The organism is Pseudomonas oryzicola (assembly GCF_014269185.2).
Lineage (GTDB): Bacteria > Pseudomonadota > Gammaproteobacteria > Pseudomonadales > Pseudomonadaceae > Aquipseudomonas > Aquipseudomonas oryzicola.
This window is the reverse complement of record NZ_JABWRZ020000001.1, coordinates 645,704-659,743: the sequence shown is the minus strand read 5'-3', so window position 1 is coordinate 659,743 and position 14,040 is coordinate 645,704. Positions and strand designations below refer to the sequence as shown.

General features: G+C 64.5%; 9 protein-coding genes. 2 read left to right on the top strand and 7 right to left on the bottom strand.

From position 1 onward, the window contains the following. Positions 1–57: 57 nt before the first annotated feature. From HU760_RS02970 to HU760_RS02960, 3 genes are all read right to left on the bottom strand, one after another. Entirely contained in the window at positions 58–636 is a 579-nt protein-coding gene (locus HU760_RS02970; RefSeq protein ID WP_186672383.1) for a YceI family protein, read from the bottom strand. Positions 637–670: 34 nt separating this feature from the next. After that, the gene (locus HU760_RS02965; RefSeq protein ID WP_186672382.1) at positions 671–1,222 is read right to left on the bottom strand and encodes a cytochrome b; all 552 of its coding nucleotides are present in this window, start codon (positions 1,220–1,222) and stop codon (positions 671–673) included. Positions 1,223–1,495: 273 nt separating this feature from the next. Then, positions 1,496–3,355: a flavin monoamine oxidase family protein gene (locus tag HU760_RS02960; protein ID WP_186672381.1), complete on the bottom strand. Its 1,860-nt coding sequence runs from the start codon at positions 3,353–3,355 to the stop codon at positions 1,496–1,498. Positions 3,356–3,617: 262 nt separating this feature from the next. Between HU760_RS02960 and HU760_RS02955 the strand changes: the two genes are divergently transcribed. Both HU760_RS02955 and HU760_RS02950 read left to right on the top strand, forming a co-directional pair. After that, positions 3,618–5,024 (top strand): adenosylmethionine--8-amino-7-oxononanoate transaminase, encoded by a 1,407-nt coding sequence (locus HU760_RS02955; protein WP_186672380.1) that lies wholly within the window; start codon positions 3,618–3,620, stop codon positions 5,022–5,024. Positions 5,025–5,121: 97 nt separating this feature from the next. Continuing rightward, the gene (locus HU760_RS02950; protein WP_186672379.1) at positions 5,122–5,841 is read left to right on the top strand and encodes a 16S rRNA (uracil(1498)-N(3))-methyltransferase; all 720 of its coding nucleotides are present in this window, start codon (positions 5,122–5,124) and stop codon (positions 5,839–5,841) included. Here the strand turns inward: HU760_RS02950 and trhA are convergent, their stop codons facing one another. From trhA to HU760_RS02930, 4 genes are all read right to left on the bottom strand, one after another. Continuing rightward, the gene (gene trhA / locus HU760_RS02945) at positions 5,842–6,459 is read right to left on the bottom strand and encodes a PAQR family membrane homeostasis protein TrhA (protein WP_186672378.1); all 618 of its coding nucleotides are present in this window, start codon (positions 6,457–6,459) and stop codon (positions 5,842–5,844) included. 95 nt (positions 6,460–6,554) lie between these two features. Next, positions 6,555–7,028 (bottom strand): chemotaxis protein CheW, encoded by a 474-nt coding sequence (locus HU760_RS02940; protein ID WP_186672376.1) that lies wholly within the window; start codon positions 7,026–7,028, stop codon positions 6,555–6,557. Beyond that, positions 7,021–11,973 carry a hybrid sensor histidine kinase/response regulator gene (locus HU760_RS02935; RefSeq protein WP_186672374.1) on the bottom strand — a complete coding sequence of 1,651 codons (4,953 nt, stop codon included), beginning with the start codon at positions 11,971–11,973 and terminating at the stop codon, positions 7,021–7,023. Before HU760_RS02935 ends, HU760_RS02940 begins: the two co-directional genes overlap by 8 nt. Positions 11,974–11,982: 9 nt before the next feature. Next, positions 11,983–14,031, bottom strand: a complete 2,049-nt coding sequence (locus HU760_RS02930) for a methyl-accepting chemotaxis protein (protein ID WP_367615775.1) — start codon at positions 14,029–14,031, stop codon at positions 11,983–11,985. Between the last annotated feature and the right edge of the window lie 9 nt (positions 14,032–14,040).

The following is a 14,040-nucleotide window of genomic DNA, read 5'->3' as shown; positions in this document are numbered from 1 at the left end:
GATACGAAATGACGAGGGGGCCGCTTTGCGGCCCCCTCGGTCTTCAGCAGGTCGGAATTACTTCTGCTTCACACCCTCAACACTGATATCCAGGTCGAGGGTCTGCGAGGTCGGGCCTGGGCCCTTGATGCCGAAGTCGTTCAGGTTCAGCGTGGTGGTGGCATTGAAACCGGCACGCTCGCCACCCCATGGGTCTTTGCCTTCACCATTGAAGGTGGCCTTGAAGGTCACCGGCTTGGTCACGCCATGCAGGGTCAGGTCGCCGGTCACGTCAGCAGTCTTGTCGCCAGTGGGCTTGACGCTGGTGGAGACAAACTTGGCTTGCGGATACTTCTTCACGTCGAGGAAGTCGGCACTGGCGATGTGCTTGTCACGCTCGGCGTGGTTCGACCACAGGCTGGCGGTTTTCAGGTCGACGCTGATCTTGCTGGCTTCAGGCTTGGCGCTGTCCCAGGTGAAGTTGCCGTCGAAGTCCTTGAAGGTACCGTGAATGAAGCTGTAGCCCAGGTGGCTGATCTTCCAGTCGACGAAAGCGTGCTGCCCTTCCTTGTCGATCTTGTACTCGGCAGCCATGGCCTGGCCGGCAGAGATCAGTGCGGTACCGAGCGCCAGAGCGGCAAAAGTCTTTTTCAACATCCTTACTTCCTTCCTATGCAATTGAGGTTGAGAGTCAAGCTTTGCGGCCCAGCATACGGGTCAGGGTCGCGTCACGGTCGATGAAATGGTGCTTGAGCGCTGCCAGGGCATGCAGTACGGCAAAAATCACCAGGCCCCAGGCCAGCCAGAGATGAATCACGCCAGCCAGGTCCGCCTGGTCAGGCAGGTCGCTGACCAGTGCCGGCACCTCGAACAGGCCGAACACCGGAATACCCACGCCGTCGGCGGTGGAAATCAGGTAACCGGCGATCATTACCGCGAACAGCCCGACATACAGTGAAAAATGGCCCAGCTTGGCGGCCAGACGGGTAACAGCGCCATGATTGGCCGGTGCCGGTGGCGGCGGGCTGATGAAGCGCCAGAGCACCCGCAGCAGCATCACCGCCAGCAGTACCAGGCCGATGCTCTTGTGCAAGTCCGGGCCTGCCTTGCGCCATGGGCTGTAGTAGTCAAGGCCAACCATCCACAGACCCAGGCCAAACAGGCCGAAGACTGCAACAGCCACGCCCCAGTGCAGGACGATGCTGACCACGCCGTAGCGAGAAGGTGAATTGCGCAGTTGCATGTTGACGTGTTTCCCCGTGAAAGCTGTGCACAGACTAACGCGAAACGTATCGAAGAAAAGCGGAAAAAATTGCTTTGGATTATCGAAAAATCCGATATTTATTGTGAAAGCTTCCCATTAAGGAAACATTAACGAAAGTCAGGGAATCAGTGCTTGCCTGTACCGGCCCCATCGCCGGCAAGCCGGCTCCCACAGGCATTGCACAAGCCTTCGAACCTGTGATGCATCTGCGGGAGCTGGCTTGCCGGCTATAGGGCCAGCAAATTCAACGGATCAACCAGCCTTGGCCTGAGTGTCGACAACGGCTTTCTTGGTAGGCGCGGACTTGGCAGTGGCCTTCCTGGTCTCGGCAGGCTTGCGGGCTTGCTTGTGCACAGAGGCACGTTTGGCGGGTGCGGCCTTGGTTGCCGCTGGTTTGGCCGGCGCTTCCTTGGCCACCGGCGCAGGTACTGGCGCAGCCGGGACCGGTGCAACTTGCGGCGCTGGCGCAGGTGTCGGCGACACCTGTTCTGCCTTGGCAACCGGCTCGGCCTTCACTTCAGGCTTGTCCGCCCCGCCAAACAGCCGCGAGAAGAAGCCTGGCTTGTCCTGCTTGGCCTCTTCGACCTTTTTCGCCTCGGCTTTGACGGGGGCCTTGTCACCCTTGTCGGAAGAACCACCGAACAGGTTGGAGAAGAACCCGCCCTTGCTCTCCTTGGCCGCCACGACGCCTGCCGCCGCAGCCGCCACCGGTGCCGCCTTGGCCGGGTCGAACGACTTGCCAGCCAGCAGGTCCTGCACCTGGTTCGCCGCGCGCTGGCCACTGCGCAAGGCACCTTCCAGGGTACCTGGGTAAAGAGCGTCGGTATGCTCACCAGCAAAGGTGATGCGCTGCACCGGGCGCTCCCACAAGCGCCAGTACTTGCTGATCTGCCCCGGGCCATAGGCCAGGTAAGCGCCGCCGGTACCGGCATCGGTGCTGTAGCGCTTGACCTCGTAGCCGGTGAACGAACCCCGGGCTTGCGGGTAGAACGCGTGCAGGCGGATCAGCACCTGGTCGACCATCTGCTTGTCACCGAACGCCTGCAGCAAGCGGGCATTGTCGCCCGACAGGTTGATCACCACGTTGGCGCCACCTTTGAGCGCCGGCTCGATCCACAGCATGCCCAGGCCGGCGTTACTGAAGATTTCGCCCGACATGCGCGCACGGCTTTCCCACACCGGCTTCTTGAACTTGAGCATCAGCTGGTCGCGCCAGCCATAGTTGGTACCCTTGATCGCCGCCAGGTGCTGGCTGTCCAGGCTCGGGGTCATCTGGATCTTGGCCAGGGCGCGCAGCGGCACGGCCATCACCAGGTAATCCGCCTGGTAACCGACACTGCCGACTTTGACCGTGACGCCGTCCTTGTCCTGGATGATTGCCGTCACCGGCGAGCTGGTCTTGATGGTCTTCAGTTGCTTGACGAAGGCCTGGGCCAGCACCGGGCTGCCACCTGGCAGGCGCGCAGCCCGCAGGTCACGGTCGCTGACGCCACGGTAAACACGGTTCTGCTGGGCAAAGTACAGCAGCGACAGGCGCGACGGCTCATCGTAGCGGGTACGGATCTGCTGGTTGATGAGCTGGCGGGCGGTGGCCGGCAGTTGCAGCTTGTCCAGCCAGGTGGAGACGTTGATCTGGTCGAGGGCGAACAGCGTGCTGGTGGCTTGCGGGTTCAGCGGGTCGTCGATCGACCGGGCCAGGTCGTCGAGGGTCTTTTCGTAGCGCTTGATTGCCTCGGCCGTGGCCGGCTGCTTGCTGGCCAGGTCGGTGGTGCTGAAATACTCGCCATCGATCAGGTAACCGGGGCTACGCACGAATTCCGGTGCCGGCTGTGTTTCAATCTTGAAACGCTCGAGATACTGGTTGAGCAGCGGATGCGCCTTGGCATTGCCGATCCACTCACTGGTGGCCAGGCCCGAGCGCCCGCCGACGCCTGGTTTGGCTTCCAGCAGCGTCACCTGCCAGCCCTTGTTCTGCAGCTCATAAGCGGCCGTGAGGCCCGCCAGGCCGCCACCCACGACGATCGCCGAGGGCGTCTTGTCCTTTGCCAGCGCAGCGCTGCTGGACACACCAATCAATACCAACGCGCACAGGCGCACCCAAGCAGCAGCCATGTCGGCGAACTCCGAGTCAGGGGTTACAGAAACGAGTAGAGGCAGGAATGCCCCGAGAGAGATGCGTTAAGAATACGTCAGGTGCGTCGGCCCTGCCAGCACAGCGACATCAAGTGCTTTTGCCAACTGACATTTTTGCCATTGGCGCCCGCCCGCTCGAATGCGGCGATCCCCACCGCCATTGCACCGCGCCGGTTGTTCTGCCCCGCGGCATTGCTTAGGCTTACGCGGTCGAACCAACCCACAGCCAGGAGAAGTGCCAATGGGCCTCAATGATCAATGGATGAAACGCGACCTCGATGTCCTGTGGCACCCCTGTACCCAGATGAAAGACCACGAGCGGCTACCGCTGATCCCTATCCGGCGCGGCGAAGGCGTGTGGCTGGAAGACTTCGAAGGCAAGCGCTACCTGGATGCGGTGGGCAGCTGGTGGGTCAACGTGTTCGGCCACGCCAACCCGCGCATCAACCAGCGCATCAAGGACCAGGTCGACCAGCTGGAACACGTGATACTGGCCGGTTTCAGCCACCAGCCGGTAATCGAGCTGTCCGAGCGCCTGGTGGCCATGACCCCGGCCGGGCTCGACCGGGTGTTCTATGCCGATAACGGATCTTCATGCATCGAAGTGGCACTGAAGATGAGCTTCCACTACTGGCAGAACGTTGGCAAACCAGGCAAGAAGCGCTTCGTCACCCTGAGCAACAGCTACCATGGCGAAACCATCGCGGCCATGTCGATTGGCGATGTACCGCTGTTCACCGAAACCTACAAGGCACTGCTGCTCGACACCCTCAAGGTGCCTAGCCCCGACTGCTACCTGCGCCCCGAAGGCATGAGCTGGGAGGAGCATTCGCGCAACATGTTCCAGGTCATGGAGCAGACCCTGGCCGAACACCACGCCTCGATCAGCGCGGTAATCGTCGAGCCGTTGATCCAGGGGGCCGGCGGCATGCGCATGTATCACCCGGTGTACCTCAAGCTGCTGCGCGAGGCCTGCGACCGCTACGAAGTGCACCTGATCCACGACGAGATCGCCGTGGGCTTCGGCCGTACCGGCACGATGTTCGCCTGCGAGCAGGCCGGCATCCGCCCGGATTTCCTGTGCCTGTCCAAAGCCCTGACCGGTGGCTATCTGCCGCTGGCCGCGTGCCTGACCACCGACACGGTTTACCAGGCGTTCTACGACGACTACTCGACCCTGCGCGCATTCCTTCACTCGCACAGCTATACCGGCAACCCGCTGGCCTGTGCTGCCGCACTGGCGACACTGGACATCTTCGAACAGGACAACGTGATCGAAGCCAACAAGGGCCTGGCTGCGCGCATGGCCAGCGCCACCGCGCACCTGGCCGAGCATGCCCATGTCGCCGAAATCCGCCAGACCGGCATGGCCCTGGCCATCGAGGTGGTCAAGGACAAGGCCGGCAAGGTCGCCTACCCGTGGCAGGAGCGCCGCGGCCTGAAGGTGTTCGAGCATGCCCTGACCCGTGGTGCCCTGCTGCGCCCGCTAGGCAGCGTGGTGTACTTCCTGCCGCCTTATGTGATCACGCCGGAGCAGATCGACTTCCTGGCAGAAGTGGCCAGCGAGGGTATCGACATCGCCACCCGCGAGAGCGTCAGCGTGGCGGTACCGGCCAACTTCCACCCCGATTTCCGCGACCCGGGCTAGGCTTGCGGACCTGAACGCAACCCCTTGCAGGAGCGGCCTTGGGTCGCGAAAGGCCGCTTCTGCAAGAGACAAGTACCCCTTTTCCTACGAGCACCCCATGAGACTGTCCCGCTTCTTCATCGACGCCCCCCTGAGCCTCGGCGAGCACGACCTGCCCGAAGCGCAGGCCCATTACATCGGTCGTGTACTGCGCATGGCCCCCGGCGACGCCGTGCAACTGTTCGATGGCAGCGGCCAGGAGTACCGTGGCCAGTTGCTCGAAGTGGGCAAGAAAACCGTACGCGTCAGCCTCGACCAGGCCCTCGCTGGCCAGGCCGATTCACCGCTGCATATCCATCTCGGCCAGGGGTTGTCCCGCGGCGAGCGCATGGACTGGGCGATCCAGAAGGCCACCGAGCTGGGTGTAAATGAAATCACCCCGATCGTCAGCGAACGTTGCGAAGTGCGGCTGAAGGACGAACGCGCCGACAAACGCCTGGCCCATTGGCGCCAGGTAGCGATCAGCGCCTGCGAGCAATGCGGGCGCTCGACCTTGCCGGTCATCCACCCACCGGTAACCCTGGCCGAATGGTTGAACAGCGCAAGGGCCGACCTGAAACTGGTCCTGCACCCAGTCGCCGAGCCCCTCACCAGCCATGCCAGGCCGGCCACGCTGGCCTTCCTGATCGGCCCCGAGGGCGGCTTGAGCGAGGCCGAGGTCGACCAGGCCAAAGCCACCGGCTTCCACGCCGCGCGCCTCGGTCCACGGGTACTGCGCACCGAAACCGCACCCGTTGTGGCACTGTCGGTGGCACAGCAGTTGTGGGGCGATTTCTAGCTAACGCACATAGAACGACACCGCCACGAAGTGCATGAGGCTGCCGGCAATCACGAACAGATGCCAGATGCCGTGCCAATGGCGGAAGCGGCTGTCGAAAGCAAAGAAGAGGATGCCGACGGTATAGAACACACCGCCGGCTGCCAGCCAGGCGAAGCCGGCAGTGCCCAGTGCGCGCAGCAGCGGCTGCACCGCCACCAGCACGATCCAGCCCATTACCGCATAGATGATGATTGACAGAATCCGCGCTTCGGAACGCGGCTTGATCTCCTGCAGCATGCCGATTACCGCCAGCCCCCAGACGATCCCGAACAGGCTCCAGCCCCACGGCCCACGCAAGCTGACCAGGCAGAATGGCGTGTAGCTGCCGGCGATCAGCAGATAGATCGACAGGTGATCGAGCTTGCGCATGATCACCTTCGCCCGCCCGCGAGTACTGTGGTATAGGGTTGAGATGCTGTACAGCAACAGCAGGGTGCTGCCATAGATGGAAAAGCTGACGATCTTCCACGGGTCGCCTTGCAGGCCCGCGACCACGATCAGCCAGATGGCACCGATACAGGCCAGGACAGCACCGACCAGATGGGTCCAGGCGTTGAAGCGTTCACCGTAGTACATGCAAACACAGACCTCCCGCGGTGGGCTGGGTTCCTGATGTGAGGCTGACGGCCCTTTCGCGGGCATGCCGGCGAAAGGGCCATGTGCTTCACATCCTAGCCAAGGTCAGGTTGCAATTGCGCGTCACGCACCAGCCGCTCCAGCCCGACCAGGTCCGGCACCCTCGCCACCTGCTCGCCCACCTGCACCGCTGCCAGTTCCAGGCGGCCCAGCGCCACGTCCACATAGTTCAGCTGGCTGTCGAGCTTGCACGAGCGGGGTATGTCCTGCAGCAGCAGCGCCAGGTAGCGTAAACCGGTATCGCCCAAGGCATTGAGCACCACGACACGGGCCCGTTCACCGCAGGGGGTCTCGCCACCACACGCGGCCTCGAAGCCGATCAGCGGCAGGCGTTGCTGGCGCCAGTCGATCCAGCCCATGTGCCAGGCCGGCTCACCGCGCTGGCACAGCACGTTGCGCTGGCCGCACAACTCGGCCACCGCGACATTGGGCAATACCAGGGTACGGTCGCCCAACGGCAGCAACAGTCCGGTCAGGCTGCTGCGTTGGCCGGCGATCAGTTCAAGCATGGGTCTGGCTCCAGTGGGCGATGCTCTGCAGCAGGAGCGACTCCTGATACGGCTTGCCAAGGTACTCGTTGACGCCGATGGCCATGGCCCGGTCGCGGTGCTTCTGGCCGGTGCGCGAGGTGATCATGATGATCGGCAGGTCTTTCAGCCGCTGGTCACGGCGGATGCGCGTGGCGACCTCGAAACCATCCATGCGCGGCATCTCGATATCCAGCAGCAGCACATCCGGGCGGTGCTCTTCCAGCAGGGCCATGGCATCGACCCCGTCCTTGGCCGTCAGCACACTCATGCCGTGGCGCTCCAGCAGGCGGCTGGTGACCTTGCGCACGGTTACCGAGTCGTCCACCACCATCACCAGCAAGGCCCGCCGCGGTGCCGGCCCGAATACCTGGCGCTGGGCCGCACCGCCACCCGGCAGGCGCGCCAGGCGCCGCTGCTGGCCCCGCAACTGGCCCAACAGGTCGATAATCAGCACCACACGGCCATCGCCCAGCAACGTCGCCCCTGACAAGCCGGCAACCGCAGCAAACTGCGGCCCCAGGCTCTTGACCACGATTTCGCGGCTGGGCGACAGAGCGTCGGCCTGGATCGCGAACGATTGTTCCTGAGAATGCACCAGCAGCACCGGTAGCGGCACACTTTGCCCCAGCAAGGCCGGGCGCGGCATGCCCTGCAGCAACTCGCCCAGATAGCGCAATTCGTATTCATGGCCAGCGTACACATACCGCGGCATGTCCAGCTGGTAGCACGCCGCCAGTTCAGCGGGTGGCACACGGACGATGCCCTCGATGGTATTCAGCGGGATGGCGTACTGCTCTTCGCCCAGGTGCACCATCAGCGCACGGTTGACCGACACGGTGAACGGCAGGCGAATCAGAAAGCGCGCACCTTTGCCGGGCGCCGACTCGATGCTCATCGAACCGCCCAGTTGCTTGACCTCTTCGTGCACCACATCCATGCCCAGGCCACGGCCGGAAATCTGGGTGATCTTCTCGGCAGTGGAAAAACCCGGGCGCAGGATGAACTGCAGGATTTCGTGATCGCTCAAATGCGCCTGCGGGTCCAGCAGGCCGCGTTTGATGGCCTTGCGCCGCACCGCCTCCAGCGGCACGCCGGCGCCATCGTCGGTCATCTCGATGACGATGTCGGCGCCTTCGTGCAGTAAGTTCAGGTGAATGGTGCCCTGCTCCGGCTTGCCGGCGGCCAGGCGCATTTCCCGGCTTTCCAGGCCGTGGTCGACGGCATTGCGCAGCATGTGCTCCAGCGGCGCCACCATGCGTTCGAGCACGCTGCGGTCCAGCTCGCCCTCGGCATTGCCGACCACCAGTTCGACCTGCTTGCCCAACTCGCTGGCCACCTGCCGCACCACGCGCTGCAAGCGCGGCACGAGGCGCTCGAAAGGGACCATCAGGGTGGCCGTGAGGCCTTCCTGCAACTGGCTGTTCACCCGCGCCTGCTGTTGCAGCAGGCTGTGGGCCTCCTGGGCACGCTGGGCCAGGGTTTCCTTGAGGTCGAGCAGGTCCGAGGCAGACTCGAACAGGGCCCGCGACAGCTGCTGCAGCTGCGAATGACGGTCCATCTCCAGGGGGTCGAAGTCGTCATAGGCATCGCCTTCGAACTGCTGGCGGCTGGAAATACGCCCCTGGGTCTCGATGTCCAGGCGCAGCAACTGGTCGCGCATGCGCTCGAGGGTGGTTTCCATCTCGTTGAGGGTGAACTGGGCATCATTGACCTGCTGCTCGATGCGCCCGCGGATGATCGAGTGTTCACCGGCCAGGTTACCCAGCTCGTCGAGCAGTTCTGCATCGACCTTGACCATGTCGCCAGGCGCCCGTTCCGGTACTGCCGCCGGCGCCTCGCTGGCAGCGGCGCCGACCGGCCCCTGGCCCGCAGCACTGTCGGTCAGCGCCGCGCTGCTGAAGTTGCGGATGTAATCGATCAGCGCCGTCGCGGCATGCAGGGGCTGGCCCAGGCGCACGGCATCGAGCATGTGCGCCAGGCGGTCATGGCAGTTCTGCAACAGGGCGAACAGCGGTGCGCTCGGTGGCAAGCGGCCTGCAGCCAGCAGTTCGTAGAGAAACTCCAGCTCGTGGGCCAGGTCGCCAATTGGCGCAATTTCGACCATACGCGCCACACCTTTGAGGGTGTGCAGGTCGCGCATGAGGTTGTCCACCTCGACACTGCTGCGCGGGTCGGCCTGCCAGCGCGCCAGCGCTGCAGCAGCGCTTTCGACGATGTCCGAGCTTTCTTCAAGGAACACTTCCAGCAGCTCTTCGCCTGGGCTTTCCGGCTCTTCGGCCAGCGGCTCCACCGCAGCGGGCTGCAAAGGCTTGTGCGCCAGCCCCAGGCCCAGGGTATCGGCCAGGTCCATGTCCGGGTGCGGCGGCGTAACCGTGTCGATACCAACCAGGCCGGTGGCCTCCGGCGCCAGGGCCTGGCCCAGCAGATTGCGCAGGCTGTCGACCAGCTCGGCGCGTGGCGCAATGTCCTGCCCGGCCGCCACTTCGTCGAGCATGTCCAGCAGGGCTTCATGGGCCAGCTGGGCCTGGGTGAAGAAGCGCGCATCGGCAGGCAGACTGCCCTCCTCCACGGCACCGTACAGGTCGAGCAGGGCCTCGCACATATCGTCCATCTGCCACAGGTCCGCCAGGTGTGCAGCGTGGCTCAGGGTGGTGAGCTGGTCGAGCAGAGCATCCAGCGCGTCGCGCTGGCCGGGCTGCTCCCGCCAGCGCGACAGCAACGATTCGGCATCCAGCAGGATATCCATGGCCTGGGCCAGGAAACTGGCGACCCGCTGCGGGTCGCGCTTGCTGCGCCGCGCATGCTGCGGGTCGCCATGCGAGTTGGCCAGGCGTTCGTCTACCACCTGGCTGACCTGCTCGATCAACTCGGCGGCGCCGGGGATGGCCGCCAGCGGTGTGCTGTCGAGTTGCGCCAGGCCCAGGTGGAACAGCGAGCGCGCGGCTTCCAGCCATTCGATCTCGGCCATTTGCAGCGGCAGTTGGTGGCCCTTGTACTCACGCGCCAGGCGGTCGAAGGCAGTGGCCAGTTCGGCCACCGGCATTACTCCGGCCATGGCGGCGCTGCCCTTGAGCGTGTGCAATGCACGCTGCAAGCCATCGCTTACCGGCGTGTCGTGGTCGCCGGCGTCACGCAGGAAAGCATCCAGGCTGGCCAGGTGACCCTGCGCCTCGCTGCGGAAGATGTCCAGTAATTGCGGGTCCAGGCCACCCAGGTCCGCCGCCAGCGGGGCAGCGTTTTCAGCCAGGGCATGCAGGTGCCCGGCCAGTTGCTCGATTTCGGTCAGTTGCGGCAACTGGCCGGCGGCAAAGTCGGCCAGCAGGTCGGGTAGGTGGACGAACACCCGCTGCAAGGCCACCACGCCTTCCGGGCTGAGCACACTGCGGCCCTCGAGTACCCGGTTGAGCAAATGTTCGGCGCCCCAGGCCAGCTCGGCCACCGCCTCGGCGTGCACCATGCGGCCACTGCCCTTGAGCGTATGCAGCGCGCGGCGCATTTCCTTCAATGCCTCATGCTGCTGGTTGTCGGCCCGCCAGCGCAGCCAGTGGCGCTCGATTTCCGGCAACAGTTCACCGGCTTCGTCGAGGAACACTTCGCGCAACTCGTCATCGATGCCATCCACGCTGCCATCGTGGCTTGCAGTGGCATCGACCTGGGTGCACTGCACGCCCAGCGTTGCCAGGCTGACGCGTGCCATGTCGATGAACGGCTGGCCATCGGCCAACGGGTCGGCCACCCGCCATTGCAGGTAGCATTCGGCTGCGCTCAAGGCTTCCGCCAGGTGCGTCAGCTCGGCGGCTGGCAGCTCCACCTCCAGGTGCTGCAACCAGCGCTGTACATAACCGGCGCAACCATCGAACAGCTCGGCCACGGCCGGCAGCATCAACATCGCCAGCGCCCCGCGAACCTGCTGCAACAGCCCCGGCAAGGGTTGCAGGCGTTGCCGCGGCCAACCGGACTCCAGGCAATCGCCGATCAGGTCCTTGGCCTGTTGCAGCACGTTAAGTGCCTCGTTCAGCACCAGTTGGCGGATCTCGGCCAGGTCCGAACCCGGCAGGCCGCCCTGGCCGCTCTCCTCCAATGGGCCGACCATGCCGTTCAGCGTAGCCTCGACGTACAGCAGGGCCCCCGCCACGTCCATCAACACCGCGTCATCTACCGCTCGCTCGCCCTGGGCCAGAGCCTGCAGGGCCAGCACCTGATCGATGATCACCCGGCGTGGCTGCTGGAAGCCCAGCACCGCCAGGGTGTCGGCCACGTGGCGTAGCGGTGCCAGCAGGGCATCGAGCTGCTCGTTGTGCTGACGGTCGCCACGCACGAACTGGTCCAGGCGTTCCTTGATGCGCATCAGGTCGTCACACAGCGCGGTCACCACCGAGCGCAGGGCATCGCGGCCCGGCCCGGCCTGCATCTGCTCACGCCAGTTGCCCAGCGACAGGTCGAGGTTGGCCAGGTCGTCGGCACCGGCAAAGCGCTGGGTGGCACCGCTGATCAGGCTGGCCTGGGCCAGCGGTTCCTCGCCACGGCAGGCACGCAGCTGATTGAGCAGCGGCAGCATCACCAACGGCAGGTCGTGGCGGGCACCGCGCAGGCGCTCCAGGTACGAAGGCAGTTGCTCCAGACCACGGAACAAAGCGCCCAGGCAATCACCCCGGGGGCTGACCTGGCCCTCGGCCAAGGCCTTGGCGAACAGTTCCAGTTCCTCGGCCAGGCGGGTGGCGCCGCGCAGTTCGAGCATGCGCAGGCAACCATGAACCTGATGCAGGTTGTCCACCACGAAGGCCAGCATCGACAGGTCGCCCGGTTCGCCGGCAAAGCGCTCCAGCGCCTGGCGCGCCTGGGCCAGGCAGTCGAGGATGGCGGCCTTGGTCCAGGCCAGCGCCACGGTATCGTGGCGTTCGGGGCTTATCGCAGCTACGGCCATTGGCATTCCTCAGCGCGGCGCTTCACTAGGGCTCGTCATGGGCTCTGCAGGCGGCGGCAGGGTGAACCCGGACACCGAACGGCGCATCTCGCTGGCCATGCGAGCCAGGTGGCGGATGCTGTCGGCAGTGGCGCTGGAGCCGGCCGAAGTTTGCGCGGTGATCTGCTGGATCACCGCCATGGTGTGGGAAATCTGCCCGGCCGAAGAGGTCTGCAACTGGGCCGCGTCAGAGATGCTGTGGATAAGGTCGGCGAGGTTCTGCGATACCCCTTCGATCTCGGCCAGCGCTACCCCGGCATCCTGGGCCAGGCGTGCTCCGCGCACCACTTCGGCGGTGGTCTGCTCCATGGAAATCACTGCCTCGTTGGTGTCGGCCTGGATGGTGCGCACCAGCGCTTCGATCTGTCGCGTGGCCGAGGATGAACGCTCGGCCAGGCGCTGCACTTCATCGGCGACCACGGCAAAACCCCGGCCGGCTTCACCGGCGAGCGAGGCCTGGATTGCCGCGTTGAGGGCAAGAATGTTGGTCTGGTCGGCAATGTCGTCGATCAGGCTGACGATATCGCCGATTTCCTGGGAGGACTCGCCCAGGCGCTTGATCCGCTTGGCGGTGTCCTGGATCTGCTCGCGAATATTGTCCATGCCGTTGATGGTGTTATGCACCACCTCGTTGCCCTTGTTGGCGATCGCCACCGAGCGCTCGGCCACCTTGGCTGACTCGTAGGCGTGGGCCGAAACCCGGTCGATCGACTCGACCATGTCGCCGACGGCCTCTGAGGCCTCGCTGATCTGCTCGGCCTGGTGTTCCGAGGCCTTGGCCAGCTGGCGAGCGGTGTTCTGCGTGTCCTGCACCGCAGCGGCGACCTGCATGGCACTGTGGTTGATGGTGGCGACCAGGTCGCGCAGCTGGTCCACCGAATAATTGATCGAATCGGCGATGGCACCGGTAAAGTCTTCGGTCACCGACACGGTCACGGTCAGGTCGCCATCGGCCAGTTCTTCGATCTCATCGAGCAGGCGCATGATCGCCTGCTGGTTGCGTTCGTTCTTTTCCGCTGTCTCGCGCAACTGGCGGTTGGTGGTGCGCACCATGACCAGGCCGATGAGAATGATCGAGGTCAGCGCCAGCAGGCCGAGAATGTAGCCGCCAACGGTGTCGAGGGTACGCCCACCGGCCAGGTTCTCGAAGCCGTTGGCCAGGTGCGAGGCCTCGTCGAGCAGGGTTTGCGACAGGCTGAAGAGATTGCCCGCAGCTTCACGTACACGAAATAGCTCGGGCGAGGTTTCGAGGATCTCGTCCACGGAGCCGGCGACGAACTGGAACAGCTCGGCGATTTCGGCCAGCCGCGCGCGGGCGTCGGCATCCTCGACACGGGTCACCTGGATTGCCGCGTTACCGTTGAGCATGCCCTCCAGCACCTGGCCAAAACGCCCGGCATCGCGACCAAAGGCGTCGGCCGCCTGGGCTGCGGCGTCATCGCCGGCCAGCACGGTGTTGACCGAGCCGAGGATGCGTTCGGCGAGCAGCAGCTGGCGCTGGGCCACCGCCACCTGGCTGGCCGGGGCTCCGCTTTGCAGCAGGATCTCGACCACCTTTTCGTATTCCACCTGCAACTGCGGCACGGTCTCGGCCAGGGTCGCCGCCACCTGGTGCAGAGACAATACGGTCTGTTCGCTGGCCAGGATGGTGTCGGTGTTTCTGCGCAGGTTTTCCCAGTCACGGCGTACCGCTTCCATCTCGTCACGCACCGCCGGCGGCGCCGGTGGCAGGCCGGTGGACTTGTCACCTTCGCGCAGGTAGCCCCAGCGCCGTTCGAAATCGTTGCGCGAATCCGACAACAGCTTGAACGCCAGCGCCTTGCCCGTGGCGGCTTCGGTCGCATTCTTGGCGATACGTTGCGACAGCACCCGCAGCTCGCCGGCATGGCCGATGTACTGCTTGTCGTAGTTGGACTGGGTGTTGAGGTAGGCAAAGTTGGCGAACAGCAGAATGATCGACAGGATCAGGACCAGGAACAGTACGGTGATCTGCGCAATGCTGCGGGTACGTGGGGTCACGGTGGTAGT